This is a genomic window from Fundicoccus sp. Sow4_F4 (assembly GCF_052116145.1).
Taxonomy (GTDB): domain Bacteria; phylum Bacillota; class Bacilli; order Lactobacillales; family Aerococcaceae; genus Fundicoccus.
Genome location: NZ_JBQKLQ010000009.1, coordinates 38,392 through 58,555 on the forward strand (window position 1 = coordinate 38,392; position 20,164 = coordinate 58,555).

General features: G+C 39.7%; 15 protein-coding genes. 5 read left to right on the forward strand and 10 right to left on the reverse strand.

Translation table 11 applies throughout. From position 1 onward, the window contains the following. Positions 1-172 precede the first annotated feature (172 nt). Complete coding sequence (locus ACTQ5J_RS11875) at positions 173-1,645, forward strand: aldehyde dehydrogenase family protein (RefSeq protein ID WP_441753240.1); 1,473 nt, start codon at positions 173-175, stop codon at positions 1,643-1,645. A 472-nt stretch (positions 1,646-2,117) separates the two neighbouring features. Here ACTQ5J_RS11875 and ACTQ5J_RS11880 read toward each other — a convergent pair whose 3' ends face one another. Further along, positions 2,118-3,074, reverse strand: a complete 957-nt coding sequence (locus ACTQ5J_RS11880; protein ID WP_441753242.1) for a 2-hydroxyacid dehydrogenase — start codon at positions 3,072-3,074, stop codon at positions 2,118-2,120. 29 nt (positions 3,075-3,103) lie between these two features. Then, on the reverse strand, positions 3,104-3,499 hold the full coding sequence (locus tag ACTQ5J_RS11885) for a cupin domain-containing protein (RefSeq protein ID WP_441753243.1): 396 nt from the start codon (positions 3,497-3,499) through the stop codon (positions 3,104-3,106). 548 nt (positions 3,500-4,047) lie between these two features. Between ACTQ5J_RS11885 and ACTQ5J_RS11890 the strand changes: the two genes are divergently transcribed. Together ACTQ5J_RS11890 and yaaA are read left to right on the forward strand one after the other, a co-directional pair. Next, positions 4,048-5,016 carry a nuclease-related domain-containing protein gene (locus tag ACTQ5J_RS11890; RefSeq protein ID WP_441753245.1) on the forward strand — a complete coding sequence of 323 codons (969 nt, stop codon included), beginning with the start codon at positions 4,048-4,050 and terminating at the stop codon, positions 5,014-5,016. A gap of 721 nt (positions 5,017-5,737) precedes the next feature. Further along, positions 5,738-6,484, forward strand: coding sequence for a peroxide stress protein YaaA (gene yaaA, locus ACTQ5J_RS11895; protein ID WP_441753354.1), 747 nt, complete (start codon positions 5,738-5,740; stop codon positions 6,482-6,484). A gap of 81 nt (positions 6,485-6,565) precedes the next feature. Here the strand turns inward: yaaA and ACTQ5J_RS11900 are convergent, their stop codons facing one another. The 4 genes from ACTQ5J_RS11900 to nox all read right to left on the reverse strand — a co-directional run bounded on the left by ACTQ5J_RS11900 (position 6,566) and on the right by nox (position 12,321). Then, positions 6,566-7,525: a hypothetical protein gene (locus tag ACTQ5J_RS11900; protein ID WP_441753246.1), complete on the reverse strand. Its 960-nt coding sequence runs from the start codon at positions 7,523-7,525 to the stop codon at positions 6,566-6,568. Positions 7,526-8,084: 559 nt separating this feature from the next. Next, positions 8,085-10,388, reverse strand: a complete 2,304-nt coding sequence (gene cphA / locus ACTQ5J_RS11905) for a cyanophycin synthetase (protein ID WP_441753247.1) — start codon at positions 10,386-10,388, stop codon at positions 8,085-8,087. Positions 10,389-10,397: 9 nt separating this feature from the next. Then, positions 10,398-10,715 (reverse strand): cyanophycin synthetase family protein, encoded by a 318-nt coding sequence (locus ACTQ5J_RS11910; protein WP_441753248.1) that lies wholly within the window; start codon positions 10,713-10,715, stop codon positions 10,398-10,400. Between the two features lie 265 nt (positions 10,716-10,980). After that, complete coding sequence (gene nox, locus ACTQ5J_RS11915) at positions 10,981-12,321, reverse strand: H2O-forming NADH oxidase (protein ID WP_441753250.1); 1,341 nt, start codon at positions 12,319-12,321, stop codon at positions 10,981-10,983. A 666-nt stretch (positions 12,322-12,987) separates the two neighbouring features. Here nox and ACTQ5J_RS11920 point away from each other — a divergent pair. Both ACTQ5J_RS11920 and ACTQ5J_RS11925 read left to right on the forward strand, forming a co-directional pair. Beyond that, the gene (locus ACTQ5J_RS11920) at positions 12,988-13,524 is read left to right on the forward strand and encodes a hypothetical protein (protein ID WP_441753252.1); all 537 of its coding nucleotides are present in this window, start codon (positions 12,988-12,990) and stop codon (positions 13,522-13,524) included. 174 nt (positions 13,525-13,698) lie between these two features. Next, positions 13,699-13,854 (forward strand): hypothetical protein, encoded by a 156-nt coding sequence (locus ACTQ5J_RS11925; protein ID WP_441753254.1) that lies wholly within the window; start codon positions 13,699-13,701, stop codon positions 13,852-13,854. A gap of 348 nt (positions 13,855-14,202) precedes the next feature. On the opposite strand, the gene ACTQ5J_RS11930 is transcribed toward ACTQ5J_RS11925, so the two are convergent. The 4 genes from ACTQ5J_RS11930 to spxB form a co-directional block, all read right to left on the reverse strand. Then, complete coding sequence (locus ACTQ5J_RS11930; protein WP_441753255.1) at positions 14,203-14,865, reverse strand: DUF6320 domain-containing protein; 663 nt, start codon at positions 14,863-14,865, stop codon at positions 14,203-14,205. Further along, positions 14,858-16,240 carry an alcohol acetyltransferase gene (locus tag ACTQ5J_RS11935; protein ID WP_441753256.1) on the reverse strand — a complete coding sequence of 461 codons (1,383 nt, stop codon included), beginning with the start codon at positions 16,238-16,240 and terminating at the stop codon, positions 14,858-14,860. Before ACTQ5J_RS11935 ends, ACTQ5J_RS11930 begins: the two co-directional genes overlap by 8 nt. Further along, positions 16,209-17,180: an alpha/beta hydrolase fold domain-containing protein gene (locus ACTQ5J_RS11940; protein ID WP_441753258.1), complete on the reverse strand. Its 972-nt coding sequence runs from the start codon at positions 17,178-17,180 to the stop codon at positions 16,209-16,211. The genes ACTQ5J_RS11935 and ACTQ5J_RS11940 overlap by 32 nt, the downstream gene beginning before the upstream one ends. Positions 17,181-18,126: 946 nt before the next feature. Continuing rightward, a complete protein-coding gene (gene spxB / locus ACTQ5J_RS11945; RefSeq protein WP_441753260.1) occupies positions 18,127-19,908 on the reverse strand; it encodes a pyruvate oxidase in 1,782 nt (593 codons plus the stop codon). Positions 19,909-20,164 lie beyond the last annotated feature (256 nt).

A 20,164-nucleotide genomic window follows, 5' to 3' on the forward strand; every position in this document is an offset into this window, starting at 1 on the left:
ATTTACCGAAGATATATTTTTTTGGAAAAATGTTTACCTAATGGCTGTGTCAATTTATCTAATTTCATTAAATTATCTTTCAAATGGATGTTCCACAATGCGGAACAATCATTTGAAAGCGCTTTACAAAAATTGGTATACTTAGATTATTAAATGAAGTAGGAGTGGAAAAATGTCGATTAAATTAGACTCAAATTATAAATTGCTCATTAACGGTGAATGGACCCAAGGTACGGGGGCAGACGAAATTACTTCTTATAATCCAGCAACTGGTGAGGCACTGACGACACTTGTAGATGCAACAAATGATGATGTGGATCAAGCAGTTGAAGCTGCTCAAGCAGCTTTTAAACATTGGGGCCGCTCGGATGTCAAAGTTCGCTCAGCCATCCTATTGGAAATCGCCAATCGGATTGAAGCAAAAGCTGACTGTTTCGCTGAATTAGAATCCTTAGATAATGGGAAACCAATTCGCGAAACGGCAGGTGCAGACGTACCTTTGGCCATCGACCACTTCCGCTATTTTGCTGGTGTCATTCGTTCTGAAGAAGACACAGTCAAAATGTTATCCGATCAAACAATGTCGATGATTTTACGCGAGCCGATTGGCGTTATTGCTCAGATAGTTCCGTGGAATTTCCCCTTCCTAATGGCTGCTTGGAAAATCGCGCCCGCTTTAGCTTCAGGTAATACAATTGTCTTCAGCCCATCATCTAGTACCTCTTTAAGCGTCTTAGAATTAGCTAAAATTCTAAACGATGTTTTACCTAAAGGGGTTTTCAACTTAGTGACTGGACGCGGTTCTAAATCGGGTAATTATTTACAACGCCATCAAGGCATTGATAAAATTGCCTTTACAGGATCAACTGAAGTTGGGCGCCAAATTGGTATTTCAGCAGCAGAAAATTTGATTCCTTCAACGTTGGAATTAGGAGGCAAGTCCGCCAATATCTTTTTCGAGGACATGGATATGGATTTAGCCTTAGAAGGAGTTTCTTTAGGTATTCTCTTTAATCAAGGTCAAGTTTGTTCAGCAGGCTCACGTATTTTCGTCCAAGAATCAATCTACGATGAGTTTGTCGGACGTTTGGTTAAGGAATTTGAAAACGTTAAAGTGGGTAGTCCTTTAAATACAGAGACACAGATGGGCGCTCAAGTAAACGAGAGTCAGATTAAAACAATTGAAAAATATGTAAAGATAGGTAAAGAGGAAGGTGCTAGAATACTAACCGGTGGTAGTCGCTATCAAGAAGGTGAGTTAGCCAAAGGGTCATTCTTCCAACCGACACTCTTTGAAGCAACTAATGACGCTCGTATCGCCCAAGAAGAAATCTTCGGTCCTGTTGGGGTCGTGATTAAATTTAAAGATGCGGATGAAGTCATTGCTTTAGCTAACGACAACGACTATGGTCTAGGCGGCGGTGTGTGGACGAGTAATTTAAACACTGCTTTCAAGGTGGCGCGTGGTGTGCGTACTGGTCGCATGTGGGTCAATACGTATGCTGGTTTTGAAGCCGGGGCTCCATTTGGTGGTTATAAGAATTCTGGAATTGGGCGTGAAACGCATAAGATGATTTTAGATGCTTATACACAAGCTAAGAATATTTATATCGATCTGAGCGGTCAGAGTCGCGGAATGTATTAAACAGTCTCCTAGTTTAGTTAAAGGGACGGGGTTTTCCCGTCCTTTTTTTCTATGCTTGTTTGTGGAGGCTTGCGGCTGGAAGATTTGATTGTTGGGTGTGAAGGTGAAAGCTTCGATCCAAACTTTTTATTATCTGTCTAATCATCAGCTAACGCTATTCGAGCATCGAAAGATTCAGAAGGTGTGCTGGCTCGCCAGCACGATTTAAAGTCTAGCGCCCTTTATATAATCGTCCCGAACGCAGCGAGGGACTCCTTTATATTTCTAGCCCGCCCGGCTTTATTTGAATGCCAGATTAGTTTGTGGCAATGATCCAACCGCCTGCTCTGGCTGCCGTCACGCTGACAACCGCGCCACGTTTTGCTGATTCTAGCTAATAATCCGAGGGATTCTTAGCACATTGTAAAATGCACGCTGTGTTAAAAAAACACAGAAACCGCCCGCCTAATTTAGGCGGACGGTTTGCTGACGTTTAACGGTTGATTAAATTTTGTGGTGCGCCATTTAAAAAGGCCATGGTGTTATCAAATGCAATCCGGGCTCTTTTCACCATCGCTTCGTTCGTTAGAAAGCCAACGTGTGGTGTCAAAATCGCATTCTTTGCAGTTAATAATGGATACTCGGTCGGGATTGGTGGCTCCATATCGAAGACATCAATTCCCGCACCAGCAATTGTTCCCTGGTTCAGTGCCGCGGCTAGTGCTGTATTGTCGACAATCGGGCCACGTGCACAATTGATTAAAATCGCGCTTTTCTTCATTAAGCCAAGTTTTTCAGCCGAAATCAAGCCTTTAGTAGCGGGCAATAATGGTAGATGTAATGTCACGATATCTGCTTGGCCCAGGACTTCATCCAAACTTAAATATGCAATATCCAAAGCTGCTACGGCAGGATTTGGGTAAGGATCGTAAGCAATAACTTTAGCGCCAAAAGCTTGATAGAGCTTGGCCGTAACTAGGCCAATTTTTCCTGTTCCAATCACGCCTACTGTTTTGCCGTTAATTTCGCCACCCTGGAAAGGTCCAGGAAAGTTAGCATCACGGATTACTGAATTACCTTGCGTGATTTTGCGGTATAAATCGAGCGTTAAGCCGATACACAATTCCGCAACCGCTTGGTTCGCGTAGCCGGCCGCATTAGACAAGAGGATTTCTTGATTTTTAGCAGCTGCTAGTCCAACATGGTCGACCCCCGTAAACGCAACGTTGATGTATTTAAGTTGGTCGGCTTGGTCGATAACTTCCGTTGGATATGGGTTATTCGCGATCATCACCACGTCTGCGTCTTGACTCCGTTCAACTAATACAGCTGGGTCGGTCGTTTTATCTTTGTAATAAACGAATTCATGGCCTTTTTCTCTAATCGGTGCGGCTAATTCCTCAATCAAGTCGTGGGAAACGTTTAATGGTTCTAATAATTTAATTCGCATGTAAATTCTCCTTATTTGTTTTATATTATTTAGGCTATAAAATGTTGGTCTTCATGAGAGATAAATCCGATAGGTGTGGGACCTGCAATGCCTAGCATTACGAAATCTTGATCCGATGTGTTCGTCATCCCATGTTTTTCACCGGCACGTGCGACAACAATGTCACCCGCTTTAATTGTCACTCTTTCACCACATTCAGGATAAAAATCGGCTTTTCCCTCAATCACGATCCAAATATCATCTGCACAGTCGTGCGAATGAATCGGCAAACTTTGCCCAGGTTTCATGCACCAAACTGCACCCACAGTATTTGGCGTTTCATATAAAATTCGTTTCGTAGCAGCTTCTTCTCTAAACACTTGCATCTCCGGCCAATGAAAAATTCGCTCCTGTAAATCTTCACGCAACATCGTTTTAAGCGACATCTCAATTCCCCCTATCTCTTATTCATCTCTTCTGTACATATACATAATAACCCTATCGCTCAAAGTTTCACATATTGTAAATCGATAAAATATCCTGTCCGATTATGCATTATAGCTAACTTTTGTTTAAACACAACAAAAACTCTGCTAAATAAGCTTTTACCAACCGACTTATCTTTTAATCTCTTTTATTTTGATTTGATATACTAAGAGCAATTAGAAAATTGACTTCAATTGTGAAACATCGAACAATTATATTCTGGTTGTAATTTCCAGTTCATTGGCCATTAAGAATCACCCGGCTAAAACTTAGACTCCTTGACCCGAAAAGATAGTTATTCAATACTCCGGATTTACCGACTAAATGACCAAATGTGACAGCGCAACTCTCAAGTGGTTGCCAGCTCCTTCTTCTACCAACCTTTAAAAAGCAGTTTATTAATGCTTACAATTTTTCATAAAACTTAATAAAAAACTATACTATTTAAAAGCATATTTCTCTCCAAAATACGTATTTATATATAAGTAGATTTTTAGGAGGAATGCAAATGCAATTACAAAAGCACCAACAATTATTGTGGTTAGAAGAAATGGAAAAGCGCAAGGGTTTGACAACCAGCGAACAAAGAGAACTCAAACAAATGCAAGCCGGTTTCAATGGGGAGGAGTATTTTGGCAAGTATATGAGGAATTTTATACCGAAAGATTGGGTATTGTTGCAGGATCTTCGGTTGAAAACAATAAATGGTGAAATCCAAATAGATGCGATTTTAATCACCAATTTAGGCCTAACTTTGTTTGAAGTTAAAAATTACTCCGCCGATTATCACTACAACGATGGGCGTTGGAAAGTAAATGGCAAGGTGAAATATCACAATGATTTTCTGCAACTCGATCGCACAGTGGGCCTGCTCAGGTTTCATATGCAGCAACACGGAATCAATATACCTGTTGATAGTTTTGTCGTGTATATAAATGAAGAGGATTCGGTCGAAATTGATGACCCGACTCTGCCGTTTATTAAGCATGCGAAACTGGGCCGTTTTGTAAAGAATACTCTGAAAGACTGTCAGCAGGCGCCAACTCAAACGTATCACCGCGAGACCGAATGGCTGATTAGTCAGCACCAAGTTGATGAACGGCGGCTCAGCCTGACGGATGACCGTTTCGCGACGATTCAAAAAGGAGTTCATTGCGTCGCTTGTAACTCCTTCGACATTGCCGGCGATCGCTACCACATTTATTGTAATAGCTGCCAATTTAGCGAAAGTAAAGAAAAGGCAATAATTAGAACGATTTGTGACTATGGGATTCTTTTTCCCTTTAGAAATCTCAGCGTGCCCGATTTGATGACATTTCTCAGCCCAAACACAAACTACAATACACTTTTTTTGATTCTGAAACGGCATTTTCATAGGAAGTCCAACTCTAACCATTACATAAATCGCCAACTCAACTATAATGCCCAATTTCCGGAGCTAACTTTTAGGTTCAAGGACAGACCCCTTAGCAAATAAACCAATTCTAGTTTTCATAAAAATTCCCCTTATATCAAAATATTAAAAAAATACCCAGCTGATTTGATAGTTGTTGGGATCTAAAAGGTAAGGTTTAGTGGCTCACCTAATCGCTCAGCCAACTTTTAGTGGCTCACCTAAGAACTCAGCCTACTTTTAGTGGCTCACCTAAGCAGTCAGCCAACTTTTAGCGGCTCACCTAAGAACTCAGCCTACTTTTAGTGGCTCACCTAAGCAGTCAGCCATGTGTTAGTGGCTCACCTAATCAGTCAGCCAACTTTTAGCGGCTCACCTAAGAACTCAGCCAACTTTTAGTGGCTCACCTAAGAACTCAGCCAACTTTTAGTGGCTCACCTAATCGCTCAGCCAACTTTTAGTGGCTCACCTAAGCAGTCAGCCAACTTTTAGTGGCTCACCTAATCACTCAGCCAATTTTTAGTGGCTCACCTAAACAGTCAGCCAACTTTTAGTGGCTCACCTAAACAGTCAGCCTACTTTTAGTGGCTCACCTAAACAGTCAGCCAATTTTTAGTGGCTCACCTAAACAGTCAGCCTACTTTTAGTGGCTCACCTAAACAGTCAGCCAAGTTTTCATGACCGCGTAACGTGATTCGTCGCTCAGTAAACACGATTTAACCAGATACGCCACTTGCATTAGATGCTGACGAATTTCAACTGCCGTGTTAAACTAATAGGAACTGCTCTAATGAAAGGAATTATTATGCAAATTATTATTTCACCTACTAAACAAATGGTCGCTGAAACAGATAGTTTCCTCGCCGAAAGTAAGCCGCTTTATATCAAAGAAGCCAGCCAGATTCTTAATAGCTTGCAGGCTTTGACATATGTAGAGGCGAAGCAACTTTGGAAATGTAATGATAAGCTGGCAACTGAAAATTTCGAACGGCTAAGAAATATGCAATTAGATAAGCAATTATCGGCTGCGGTCATGTCTTATAAGGGCCTGCAATTTCAGTATATGGTGCCCGATTTATTTACTGCGAGCGAATTGAGCTATGTCAAAGAGAATTTACGGATTCTTTCTGGTTTTTACGGGATATTACGTCCCTTTGATGGGATTTCGCCCTACCGACTTGAAATGCAGGCTCCGCTGCCTATCCAAAATCACACCAATCTTTACCAATTTTGGGGGCAGAAAATCTATGACGCTCTTCAATTTGACGAAGGTCCGATCATTAACCTGGCTTCTAAAGAGTATACCAAGGCCCTTACTCCTTACCTCAAAACTAGCGATCAATTTATTGATATTGTTTTTGCAAACTTAATCGACGGAAAGCTGAAAATAAAGGCTACTCCGGCGAAAATGGCTCGTGGTCAAATGGTGCGATTCGCGGCTGAACACCAGGCTTCACAGATTGACGATCTAAAACATTTCGATCATCCTCATTATATTTTTTCAAAAGAACGCTCGACTGACAAACAACTCGTCTTTCTCTATCAAACATAAAGAATCCAGAATCTGACTGAGAGACAGTCAGCCAAAATATAACAAGTCCTCATCAGTCTATCCTGACGAGGACTTTTCTGGTTATTGGTGTGCAATTCTTCGAATATTAAATAAACGTTTGCGGCGATGGTGATAATTGTAGTGCAACCAAGTGTAAATGAATACGACGGCGATGGCGGTCGCGTTGTTGGTAAGGAAGACGGGTAAAACTCCCGAAAGTCTCAGGATAATCGGCAGACGGATGAGAGTGCTGAAGAAATAACGACTATCCCCCATCAAAATCGTGTAAATCCCGTAATTAAGCATCAGTATAATGAGAACTACCACAGTGGCTAACTTGAGATAAGTCGCTTTTGAGACGTGCCCTTTTTGCTTGCGATAGCAGGCAAAGCCCATCGCGACACTAAAAAAGCTAGGCAACCACCCGTAAAATGAGTAGTTGATAGCCGGTCCCCACATGAGAAATGCCACCAGTGTTCCCAAGGTTCCCCCGAGGATTGCCCCTAAGATGCCACTATAAAGCCCAGTTATTGGGGATTCTTCTCGCTCCGTGTACTTTGCTTGTTTGTTAAGGATTTTCTGATAGTTGGAATTATTCAATAAATAATAAGAATTATCGTAGGCATATAAATCGATGGTTTCTTCGACCAGTTCACTCATGAAATCCGTTTCCATTAAAGATAATTCTTCAAATTTCAAAGGCAACTCAGTTAATAAACCAGTCATTAGTTTTTCAAATTCTGCTTGTTTAGCTGGTATCTGGCCCTTCACTTCGAAAAAAGTTGATCGAGTAGTCGGCGTATATTCAACTTTCTCCGCATCATACGTATGATTAAGCTTTTGGATGAAGTCTTTCATTTCATCCGCTTCTAGTATTTCATACTGCCTTTCCATCCCTAATCGTAAAAAGTATTCATTAGCACTTGGATTTAGCCCAACTATCACTGGATAAGCTTTTGCAGTCCCAGTCAAAAGCTCGACCTTATCTAGTTTATAATGTCTGAATTGATATTCTTTTAGTAAAAATTCTGTCTGGTACATTGAATCACCCGCTTTCTTAGAAGTTTTTATTTAAATGATATAACAAAAATGGCAAAACTTTAAATATAATCTCACTTTGCTTTAATTTTTTTGTAAAACTTGTGGTCAAGCAATAGGAAAAATCGATGTTTAAAATAATAATAATATCAACTCCGTTTAAGTCTTGGATCACTGCTAACGCAAACTTTTACTAGCAAGCTATCTTAATACTTGTAATTAAACATGACCAAACAATTTGTAGCGCTAAAGTGTTCTAACCTATTTTCTTTGGTCCACAATAAAAAAGACCTCTAAACAAAAACAGGTCTTTTAAAATTACTTACCACTTAATTTTTGCGATGTATTTATTCTTTTACTAGCCCTAGCTTCCCCTTTGAAGGTTCGTATACTGTGATGATGAATGCTTATAATCGTTGATAATCCAACATTTAGAAAAAAAATCAGGCATCGTAACACTTTATTTATTACGAACCTTTAATTTAATAGAAATATTTTGTATCAATGATTATGCTTACCTTGTTACACATCCGGAAATCAGTATATTCGACCCAAGGCGACCTTATTGTTTCAATGAAAGAATTTGGTTGGCGGTATATTCCCTCTTGAAATCCAGAACGTCTTGTGTGACCTTGGCAATATTATCTGCTTGAAGCACCACTAGATCATTCGGTTCCGCCATCTCCAATGCACGGCGAGCAGCAAGAATTTCATCATAAACCAGCTCAATCGCATTGGCTTCCATACCGCCTTCAAGCATACCTTGTTTGACTATTTCTGCCGTTTCACCTAATGGACGATTTCTTGGCGCCGAATTACAAAGAATGACCTGGTCGAAATAATGTGCAACTGCTTGACCATATGCTTTAATATCCTCTTCACGTCGATTACCAACCCCAGAAGCTAAACGAATCTTGCGCCCTGGCATTAAGCGTCGGAAAAAATCCCCCGTCGCATGGATGGCACCAGGATTATGTCCATAGTCGATGACGACTTTGAACTCCCCAAAATCGATGACGTTCATTCGTCCAGGCGACTGGCTAATCGAAGTATTAAAACTCATTACACCCGCACGAATCTGCTCTATTGGCACACCTAAAGCATAGGTGGCTGCTATCGCTGCCATCAGATTTTTAACATTGAACTGCGCTTGTCCCGCGAACGTCATTGGAAACTCATCTATCTCGCCAATGACCACTTGCTGGTCCGGCTTTTGAATCACCACTTGCTTACCAACTAGCGTGACATTAGCACGTCCATTCTTTAAGTTTTCCAACAGAATATCATTCTGATCATCAAGTGAGAAATAAATCGTGCTTCCTTTTGTTTTACCAGCCCGACTCATGACTAATGGATCATCCGCATTATAAACGGTATACCCTTCCGGCTTGACTGACTCAGTCACAACGGACTTCAGACGAGTTAATTCCTCGAGTGTATCGATACCGCCAAAGCCCAAATGATCCGATGAGACATTTAGTAAAACACCGACATCGCATTCCCGAAAACCTAATCCTCGGCGAATGATGCCACCCCTCGCAACTTCTAAGACAGCATAATCGATTGTTTGATCAGCCAACACACCCACCGCCCCAGCCGGCCCACTGTAATCACCTTTAAGAATCGGTGTATGATTAATTTCCACTGCATCGGTTGATGCCAACCCTACGATTTGTCCTTGTTGCGAGAGTATATGTGTAATTAATCGGGAGGTCGTAGTCTTACCGTTTGTTCCTGTTATCGCACAAATTGGGACAGTGTGTGGCGTCCCTTCGGGAAACAACATGTCAATCACTGAGGACGCAATATTACGAGGTATCCCTTCAGAAGGACATAAATGCATACGAAATCCTGGTCCAGCGTTAACTTCTATGATGCCTGCTCGGCTTGAATCCAATGGCTCTTCTAAGCTATCCGCAATTAAATCAATTCCCATCACATTCAGTCCAATCAACTGTGACACCCGTTCTGCCATCCTTTTAATCGTAGGATGGACAGTCTCAGTCACATCGACAGCCGTGCCTCCCGAACTTAGATTGGCAGTCGCCTTAACATAAGCCCGCTGCTTTAAAGTCAAAACTGTACTCAAATGAAAATTCTGCAAGCCCAATACTCGTTGTGTGTCATGGTCAATCTTAACCTTCGTCAAGACTTTTTCATGCCCATTCCCTCTTAGTGGGTCATCATTCAAGCGATCAATCAATTCACTAATACTCGCTTCACCATCGCCGATAACATAAGCTGGTTGCCGCAAAGCCGCTGCTACAAACTTACCATCAATCACCATTAAGCGATAATCAAACCCCTCAAGATGCTGTTCAACAATCATCTGAGAAGTCATCAATGAAAGCTTCTCAAAAGCTAGACGCAGTGTACTCTCATCCTGAATATTAACCACCACACCCCTACCATGATTACCAGTTTGTGACTTTAAAACGACAGGGTAACCAATACTTTCAGCCGTCTCAATCGCATCGTTTAGCTGGGTGATTCGCTTTCCTTTTGATACTGCTATACCACTATTGGCAAGTATTTCCTTGGTTCGTTCTTTATCAGCAGCAATTTCAACTCCGATAGCAGACGTACTATCCATGAGGGTCGCTTCGATGCGACGCTGATATTTACCATCACCTAATTGAACATAACTATCTTTGTTTAATCGGTTATAGGATATACCACGGCTAGTCGCCTCATCAACTATAGCTTGCGTCGACGGTCCAAACGAACTTTCTTCTTCTAGCATTCGTAGTTCAGCAAGTAATGGTGCGATTTCTGTGAGTTTCCCTTCAAATAAACGATTGACTAATTCCACTGCCATTTCGCCCGCTCGCAAGCCAACCGCTTCAATGCAGTAGCGATAAACCATGTGATAGGTTCATTTAGGTTCTTTAGTAAACGTCTTTCCAAAGTTTACGGGATGACCAATCAAATTCTGCAACTCTAAAGCCACATGTTCCGAAATATGCCCTGCCCAAGTACCACTCTCAATTCGCTGAAAGAAGCCACCCACCACACCAGGCGAGCATGTGTGTTCTTGTAAGCTAGGGAGTAGAGTTTTAAGATTAATCAAAAAGTTCGGTACTGTATTACTTGGCCGTTCCTCAAGTTCACCCAATTCCAATCCCATAAAGATAACCGGAAGCTGATGATAATAGTTTGCCCCACGTAGAGCTCTCTTTTCGAATATTCTCATATGATTATTCCCTCCAATTAATTGACCAATCACAGTCACAACACTGAAAACGCTTTCTTTCTTGGTGATATAAAAAGTATACACACTCATCTAATGTTAGTACAAATCGATACACCAAGAGTGTTTATACTCTCAAAAATCGAACACTCTCCGATTTAACAGTGATGTGAGGAACATTGACTAATTATTCAAGCAAAATACTCAGTAAAACAGTTCTATTTCCAAGATAAAAAGCCCATCCGAAGATGAGCTTTGGCTAACTAAATTATTTAATTGCTTTTAAAGCGGCTGAAGTAATGTAGTTAGTCACTTTATTGAAATGTGGTAAGTAGAAAATGTCTAATAATGCTAGTTGATCAATCGTGTAACCTTGTTCAATAGCTAATGAGAACGTATGAATCACACTTGAAATATTCAATCTTGAAACAAATTGCGCACCAACAATGCGGCGGCTCTCTTTTTCCCAAACAATACGTAATTTAACAGTACCATTTTCATGGTCTTTGATTGATTCTTCGATTTGGGTATCTTCGTAGTCAACATAGTCGACTTCAACTTCAAAACGTTTAGCAGCACGAACACTTATCCCAGTTGAAACTAAGTTTAAACCAAAGATTGAAATCCCATTTGAACCTTGAACACCTGGAGATTCAATGTCTTTGCCTGCTAAGTTAGAACCTGCAATAAAACCTGATCGAACAGCATTTGATGCTAATGCGATGTAACCTGTTTTGCCTTGTGCGGTAGAGAAAACAGTCGCACAGTCACCAATTGCATAGACATCTGGATCACTTGTCACTTGTTTACGGTCGACTAAGTAAGCACCATTGACAAATTTTTCTAAATGATCGCCACCTAAGTCAGCGCTTGGACGGAAACCAATACAGTTGATAACTAAATCAACATCGTATTCGCCTTCAGATGTTTTAATACCTGTCACATGGCCTTCTTCATTTCCGATATAGCCTTGAGCTAATTGACCGAATTGTAATTCTAAACCATTTTCAATTAAGTTTTCATCCATTTTTGAAGCGAACTCTTCGTCATAGTAGTTCATTAATGAATGTGCTTCCGCATCAAACATCACAACTTCTTTACCACGTAGACGGATACCTTCAGCAATTTCAACTCCAATGTAACCCGCACCAATAATACCCACGCGTTTTACTTTAGGGTCTGCCATAGCAGCTTCAACTTCACGGCCTTCTTCGAAAGCTTTTAAGAAGTGAATTCCTTTTAAATCTTTACCTGGTAAATTAGGAGCAATTGGCAATGAACCTGTTGCTAAAACTAATTTATCGTATGACTCTTCAATCGTTTCACCATTCTTGTCTTCAGCAAAAACAATTTTATTTGCGTAATCAACGTTTGTTACCGTTGTCTCCATTAACATTTTAGCGCCTAAAGCTGCTAATTCCTCAGGATTTGTATAGAAAAGATCGTTAGGATTCTCAACTTTTTGACCTACCCAAAGAGCTGTTCCAGCACCTACATAAGAAATGTGGCTGCTTTTATCCATCACTACTAATTCGTTTTCTGGATTCGTTAAGATCATTTTAGCTGCTGCAATTCCAGCATGATCACTACCGACTAATACAATTTTCATAAAAAGTCTCCTTCTTGCACTTAGGCAATGTTATAATTTACATTTAAAAGTATAACACTTCCCTCATAAAAACGGGAGAGAAAACATTGTTAAATAGGCATTTATAACTGATTTCATTTTAAATTCATTGTTAAACTCGTTAAATCATAAGCTAACTAACTATACAATATAATACTGTCATGACAACTATTTTTTCACAATAAACTTATGACAATTTCATCCTTGTTCACTTTTGGATAAGTTGATTTACTTTTCCTTCACAAAAATATTCTTTTTTTATATGAAATTCACAAACTTCACTTTAATTAAAATTTAATTTATTTTTTTATCCCCTTCGCAAGCTTATTACAATGGCGTTTAGAATGAATTATCTCGCTTTCGAATCACTTCATGGAAAACAAAACTATTCACAAGCATTTTGAGTTCATTTGATTATTCTTCTCCTATAAACTTGCGAAAAAATAATTTTCTAGCAGCGAATTATCAGCATTTTAGCAGGCTTTCTATCTGGTCCTCCAATTTTTTTATTTCAAGGAATATTTTGACAATGTTGGAAGTGTTTGGCGAGATGAGCGTTTTGATGATAAGTCCCATAAATGTCTCCTCCATGATATAATGAGATAAAGGCATTTTTGAGTTTTCAAAAAATCATAATTGAGGCATTGAATGAAAAAATGGTTGGTACAAATAGTCTTTGTGCTTTTAGTTAGTTTGAATAATCTGAAGTTAACGTCTGCAATAGCACAGACCGAGGCGCGGTTCAGTGAAATTGAAGCAGAGATAGCTTTACTAACCTCAGAAATGAGGGCATTACAAAGCGATATTGTGGACTACGAACCTGGTATTAACTTACCAAGTGGTCAAGTGATTGCTGAGATTAAAAAGGTTGCCTTGACTAATAAGCGTTATGATTACGAAGAAACGACGTTCAAACATGTGATTGTCGTTGAATATGTTCTGCACAATCATACGAGCGAAGAATACCGTACGGGCCACGACCTCGACGTTTACGTTAACAATGTCAAGGCAGAACATTACTACAATTTAGATGAAATTAAACAAGAGTTTGTCTCAGCAGGACGCGCCATTAATCTAATGATTTATTATGGTACAAATGAAGAGCCAGAAAATGTGGAGATTGAATTTAAAGAATTGTTCTTGGATGACGTTCCTACGATTATGCGTGTAGGCTCGCTCAAGTAAACCTGTTGACTGGTCCTGAGTTTTCCAGAGCGATTTTCGATTACCGTCGCTATTAAATCGTTTAAGGCAGAGGATTTAACCTAAAGGAGAGAGTCATGTTAGTTATAGTATCTCCGAAATTCACGGTTTTATATGGTATTATGTAAGGAAATAATATTAAAAAAGAGTTTTTAGATGAACATCTACGAATTAGATAATGAATTATTGGGTAGCACTTTAAAAAGCATCGTTTTCGCAGCTTATTTCGGTAGTCATACCTCATTAGCCACAGCAACTGAGACTGGTATCGAGGATGATAGCTTGAATTCAAATACGTCAAAGATCTGTTGAATTTACCAATGGAAGAGCTGATTGATACCTGGTTTGGCGGCGCTGAAACAATGGAAAGACATTTAGATAGCATCGACGAGTAGAGCTTTACTTGCCGGGTATTTCTTAGGTCTATTCGCATGCAAGGCGGTTTCCTGACTCGACGGATTCGAACTGAATATGAGTAATAAAAGAGCCGCCTCTGAAATGAGACGGCTCTTTTGCTTGTTATTCAGAATGTCGACTGATGATATACGGCTTACTTCCACAACATTTCAAGCAAACTTAGAGTAAGCCTACTTTGCAATCATCAACTATCGCTGTACTGCTGTAAATCCAATCAAAATATTCTGAGTAAAGAGTCATTTTCTAAATAAAGGTCCGTTTCTTTAGTTCGCGACGGATATCCGGCCAACGGAACAAGACAATTAAAATCAAGGTTAAAACGCTCAAAAAAACTGAAATCGCCGCGGGTGTTGTCACTGTAACCCAACCTAAAATTAGAAAAATCGCTGGCACGAGCCCAAGTATGTCCGCAACAGCTAAATAAAGAATATAATCCCCTGGCTTCAAGTGGATTAATCTTGTGGAAACAAACATCCCCACGAGCGATGCACTACAAAAAATTGGTATCGCGTAAGTCAACGACCAGCCTGTCCAAGTCAGAAGGTAATCTAGATAGGCGCTGACTAATGACAGGCTCACTAGCAAGTACAGGACACTTTTGGCTAAATTTCGCCGTTTCCGTACAACGATTAATACAATCAGCCAAATCGTTCCAATGCCTAAAACAGATCCTTCAAACACACGTATTTCTCCCCGCCAAATATAAGCGAAAGCAAAAATTACCAGTATAATCAGGATGGACAGCCAAACTAGCCATTTAACAATTCGTTGATTATTAAATTGAAGCGGAACGTCGGGATATGAACTGGGAACGACTCCTCCTGTTTGAGCAATTGCTTGGTGACATAAGGGACAAGTTGCCCAATCTCCATTTATTTCAACTTTACACCGGTCGCATTTACGCATGGCTGCCCTCTCCTAACTCTTCTTCAGTCACCTTATTAACAGTTGTTGTGACCGGTATGCCCAAATCAGTTAAATGAGTCGCAAAGTTTTGAAAAATATCAGTTTCCACAAACGGTGAGGTAAAGGTAATCGTCATCACATCATTATGACTGATCGTACAAAATTGAGGTCTGACAGCAATCGTATGAAAGAAAACTTGCTTGACCCATTGATCAATCATTTGAGAAAAACTGACGCGTCCTAAATTGGATATCGCAATTGTGATATTTCGGTTATTCAGATAATTAATTATTTTTAAACCAAAATCTTTGATTGGCCGAAGAACCACACGGCTAATCGGCATATATTCGAAATAAACGAGTTGCTTTAGCCAGCCCTCTAGGTGATCTTTTTCGAGTTGAGGATCAAGCTCGGCTTTGAGCTCATAACAAATGTCATGCAAACTATTCTCATGACCTTTTTTATAAGTATAAGAAATATTGGTCACCGAGAAAAAATTTCGCGCAGACGTCGAGGGGAAATATTGGCGCAGGTTAACTGGAACAGAGACCGCAATTGTTTCATCACCTTCAAAATCCGTGACACTTTGCCGTAAAGCTTCTATAAATAAAGCGGTTAAATAAATAGTTACCGATACGCCGATTTTCTTCGCTTGGCTAATAATGTCTTTGACTGGCATTTCTAACTCGACAACTCGTGGCCTGTTATCCGGAGTATACGTCCCTTTATAGTGATAGACTTTCTTTTTGCTTCGTTTGGCGATTGGAAAAAGAATTCGTTTCACTCGCACGCCTATTTCTGTAAAATTACGTAAAGCAGATTGAGCCTCTTGAGTAAAACTGCGCTGTTCAGTTTTACGGAAGTGACGCGAGAAACTATCTTCACTTGAGCTCTCGTGACTATAAGTTGAGGTTTCTAGAAGCATACTCTGGGCTTCTGGATGTTTTAATACCAAATACTCGCGCATTAAATCTTGGAAAAACCACATAGCGCCCGTTCCATCTGATAAAACATGGAATACCTCCAGACTAATTCGCTGATTTAAATAAAGCACGCGAAAGAGCAATTCTTTGCGGTCAAAATGATAAATTGGACGGCAGGGTGATTGTGTATCTTCTTTTACAGTTGGTATTAAATCGCTTTCTTCTAAATAATACCAAAAGAAGCCACGCCGTAAGACACTATGGTATAGCCTGTATTGGTCATAGACTTTCTGCAAGGCCATTTGCAACAAATTAGCGTCGACTGCTTCTGAAACTTCCGCACTGAATCGGAACACTTTGGTGTCCCTTTGTGTCATGGCAGCAAGAAATATATTCGAAGCGTAGTCTAACCTTACCCACTTATTCTGGCTTCGAGCTTCCCGTTTCGTCATATGCGTCACTTCCTTTCAAGTGATTATCTAGAAAGCGTTCGATTAAATCATAAGAATCTTCGACAATTTTATGGTTGAGTGGTCCAAATATATAATTATGAACCGTCTGAGTTGCTTCAAAAACTTCTACCGAATTCCCCGCTTCTTCTAACAACTCGCCATACATCAGCCCTTCATCACGTAATGGATCAAATTCAGAAATAATGATTAAACTGGCCGGTTGCTTAGAAAAGTCTTGTGTCATCAAAGGAGCGACATAAGGTGACTGACGAGCTCCAATATCTGGTTCATACATATCCATGTACTCTTGCATTTTCTTAGCGGTTAAGCCATAATCAGTCGCATTTTCACAGACACTTTTAAAAGGTGAGCGTTCATCGTGCGCCCAATAAGTCACTGGATTAATTAATATTTGCTTGGTGGGGATAGTTTTACCTTCATCACGTAAACGTAAAGAAACAGCTGCTACCAAGTTGGCTCCTGCTGAGTTGCCAACTAATGTTAATTCATTTCCTTCTAACAAACCGGTCGTTTTTAGATCAGTCAATAACCTATCAGTTACTTGATAAACATCATTAAAGCCTGCTGGAAATGGATGCTCTGGTGCTTTCGAATAGTCGACAGATAAAACGGTTCGGCCTGTTCGATTGGACAGTTTGCTGCAGTCCTTTGTATAGGTATCAACATTACCAAGTACCCAACCACCGCCATGAATAAATAGTAGTAATTCATTACTACGTTTAACGTCTGGTTGAAAGACACGAATTGGAATTTCATGGCTGCCATCTTCCGCATAAATATGCCAATCTAAAAACTCATATCGATTTTTTACACTTAGAGCGAAAAATTCTTGAATTCTTCGAATTCGCTTGTACCACTCGCGCATATTTATTTTTGGGGAAGAAATAATTTTCAATAGAAAACGTACGATAATGTTCATAATAGTCCCCTCACTCATGATTGTTTTATTGTAGTGTGTCTGATGTTGTGCTGAAGGTCAAGCAAAAAGATAAGCCGCCTGAATAAAAAGCCTTATCAGATTAAAGTAAGTCTTATTTCTAATACTCGCTATAACTTTCTACTTATTGAGTAGTTTCGATAGTATTTCAACACTTTTTTATATTGTACAGGAATGTTGGCACCTTTTTCCATACAGGCAAATTTTTATTTCATCTGACTATCCCACACCACGTATCATCTAGCTAGTTAGCAATAACCATTTGTCAGACCGTTCTATTTTGCCCAAAATATTATTCTACATCCCTCATTTTAATCACTGAGCCATGTTTTAGTGGCTCACCTAAGAGCTCAGCCATGTTTTAGTGGCTCACCTAAACGCTCAGCCATGTTTTACTTACTGACCTAAGTACTCAGCCATGTTTTACTTACTGACCTAAGAGCTCAGCCATGTTTTACTTACTGACCTAAGTAGTCAGCCATGTTTTACTTACTCACCTAAGTAGTCAACCATGTTTTACTTACTGACCTAAGTTGTCAGCCATGTTTTACTTACTCACCTAAGTACTCAGACACTAAAAGATAGCTCACCTAGACAACTCCGAGCCACTTAGGCTCGCGCTAGTTGAAAACACAAGAGATGTTGCTCGCTTCGTATCGCAAGGATTAAAAAAGCAGCTAAGCTTTTAATCGTGCTGGTTCAGCCAGTACACCTATCGAATCTTCCCAAGAAATTGGTAAAGAAATGGTTATAATATTTTGAGCATTGTGAGAAAATTTTCTCTAATACTTTTTTCAACTTAGATCCTTAAATTGGCCAGTATGAGGATCTATAGCCCTTTTCTATTGCTATCAACATTAAAAAGACAAAAAAGGTGAGTCACTTTAATCAGCGACTCACCTTTTCTCGAATTAATATTCTGTCAAAATTATTTAGCTACTTTAGAAGTAAGACCTTCAGCTTTTAAGAATTCACTGAATGCTACTAATTCTTCTGCTTCATATTTCTCTTTATAAGCAGCGATTTCTTCTGCAGTGTATAAAGATGCATCTAATTTCAGTGTTTCTACTGGAATTGGACGTTCTTTTGTAATTTTAGCATCGATGACAACTGTTCTGCCTTCTTTGTATGCTTTAACTGCGTCAGCCATCACTTGGTCCATATCTTCGATACGACTTACTGTGAAACCAACAGCTCCTTGTGCTTCAGCAATCTTAGCGTAGTCAACGTCTGTAAATTCAGTACCAAACGTGTTTGAGTTTGTATCTTCATATTTGTTCTTGATGAAACCATACTCAGTGTTTGTGAATACCACGTTGATAACTGGTAAATCGTAACGTACGTTTGTAACGATATCTTGGTAGTTCATTGAGAACGCACCGTCACCAGCTAAGTTCCATGCTTGACGTTCTGGGTAAACTTTCTTAGCTGCGATACCACCAGGTAATGCAATTCCCATTGATGCAAACAATGGAGAAGTTCTCCACATGTTTTTAGGCGTCATGTGTAAGTGACGAATAGATGTTTGAGTTGAGTTACCAACGTCGATTGAGTAGATTGCATCTTCATCAGCATACTTGTTGATTGCATTGTACACTTGATAAAGTTGTAAAGCGCCACTTTCTTTTGTTTCTAATTTCGTCATGTATTCACGCCAGTTTTGAATGTTTTTCAAGTTAGCGTTCCACCAAGCTGATTCTTCAACAGGAGTAACTTTAGCTAATAATGAATGAACTGCTTCACCAGCATCTCCAAGAATTGCAACATCAGCATTGTGACGTTTACCTAGCATTACTGGGTTGTTGTCAATTTGGATGAATTTTTCAATGTTTTCGAATGTTTTATCTACTTCAGCAAACGGGAAGTTTGATCCAATAAAGATAACTGTGTCAGCTTCTTTGATTGTCTCGTTAGCAGGTTTCCAACCAACACGGTAAGTAGAACCAGCTAGCGCTTCAAAATCATATTCGAAAGTCTCGTAGTTTTTACCAGTTACAATGACTGGTGCTTTGATTAAGCGAGATAATTCTGTTACTGCAGGACCGTGTCCCATAGTCCCAACACCTGCATAAATTACAGGACGTTTAGAGTTATTTAACACTTCAACTGCTGCGTCGATATCAGCTTCGTTAATTGGTGAAGATGTATAATCACGGAAGCTTTTAGCTGAAGAGTAAAATGCATCGTTATCCATTTCGTGGAAACCAAAGTCTCCAGGAACTTCTAATACAGCAACCCCACGTTTAGCGATAGCAGTACGGATTGCTTCGTCAACTAATTTAGGTAATTGTTCAGCGTAAGCAACACGACGGTTGTAAACTGCAATGTTCGCAAACATTGGGTTTTGGTTTAATTCTTGGAATGCATCCATGTTTAATTCTTTTAGTGGACGAGATCCTAAGATAGCTAATACTGGCGTGTTATCCATAGCTGCATCGTAAAGACCGTTGATTAAGTGAGACGCACCAGGTCCACCAGATCCCACACAAACACCAATTTTACCACCAAATTTCCATTGCATTACAGCTGCTTTTGCTGCAACTTCTTCATGCTTCACTTGAAGAAACTCAATGTTTGTTTCTTCTTGTTCACCTAGTGCTTCCATTAATGGAGCTAATGTACCTGAAGGAATACCGTAAATTGTTTCAATACCCCAATCTGCCATTACTTTTAAAGAAGCTGTACTAACTTTTGTTTTACCTGTTGTCATTATAATAATCCCCCTAATTGAATTTAGACAAAATATATATGTTTTAAATCTAACGCCCAAAATCTTATATCTAAGATTTCTCCCCATTTAATACGTTTTATAAACACTATTCTGTTCATTGGAACTAATTATATCCGAAACGTCTTTACATATCTATCTATCTTGACACCTTCTTTTTTATAAAATCATGACTTTTAATCTGTTTCATTAGGGATATTTTTCTGTATCATTTTATTGGGCATGCAAAATTGTCTGA

Bases quoted from the DNA above. Each gene is read 5' to 3' on its own strand.
- ACTQ5J_RS11875 (WP_441753240.1), top strand. From the start codon at position 173: ATGTCGATTAAATTAGACTCAAATTATAAATTGCTCATTAACGGTGAA.
- ACTQ5J_RS11880 (WP_441753242.1), bottom strand. From the start codon at position 3,074: ATGCGAATTAAATTATTAGAACCATTAAACGTTTCCCACGACTTGATT.
- ACTQ5J_RS11885 (WP_441753243.1), bottom strand. From the start codon at position 3,499: ATGTCGCTTAAAACGATGTTGCGTGAAGATTTACAGGAGCGAATTTTT.
- ACTQ5J_RS11890 (WP_441753245.1), top strand. From the start codon at position 4,048: ATGCAATTACAAAAGCACCAACAATTATTGTGGTTAGAAGAAATGGAA.
- yaaA (WP_441753354.1), top strand. From the start codon at position 5,738: ATGCAAATTATTATTTCACCTACTAAACAAATGGTCGCTGAAACAGAT.
- ACTQ5J_RS11900 (WP_441753246.1), bottom strand. From the start codon at position 7,525: ATGTACCAGACAGAATTTTTACTAAAAGAATATCAATTCAGACATTAT.
- cphA (WP_441753247.1), bottom strand. From the start codon at position 10,388: ATGGTTTATCGCTACTGCATTGAAGCGGTTGGCTTGCGAGCGGGCGAA.
- ACTQ5J_RS11910 (WP_441753248.1), bottom strand. From the start codon at position 10,715: ATGAGAATATTCGAAAAGAGAGCTCTACGTGGGGCAAACTATTATCAT.
- nox (WP_441753250.1), bottom strand. From the start codon at position 12,321: ATGAAAATTGTATTAGTCGGTAGTGATCATGCTGGAATTGCAGCAGCT.
- ACTQ5J_RS11920 (WP_441753252.1), top strand. From the start codon at position 12,988: ATGAAAAAATGGTTGGTACAAATAGTCTTTGTGCTTTTAGTTAGTTTG.
- ACTQ5J_RS11925 (WP_441753254.1), top strand. From the start codon at position 13,699: ATGAACATCTACGAATTAGATAATGAATTATTGGGTAGCACTTTAAAA.
- ACTQ5J_RS11930 (WP_441753255.1), bottom strand. From the start codon at position 14,865: ATGCGTAAATGCGACCGGTGTAAAGTTGAAATAAATGGAGATTGGGCA.
- ACTQ5J_RS11935 (WP_441753256.1), bottom strand. From the start codon at position 16,240: ATGACGAAACGGGAAGCTCGAAGCCAGAATAAGTGGGTAAGGTTAGAC.
- ACTQ5J_RS11940 (WP_441753258.1), bottom strand. From the start codon at position 17,180: ATGAACATTATCGTACGTTTTCTATTGAAAATTATTTCTTCCCCAAAA.
- spxB (WP_441753260.1), bottom strand. From the start codon at position 19,908: ATGACAACAGGTAAAACAAAAGTTAGTACAGCTTCTTTAAAAGTAATG.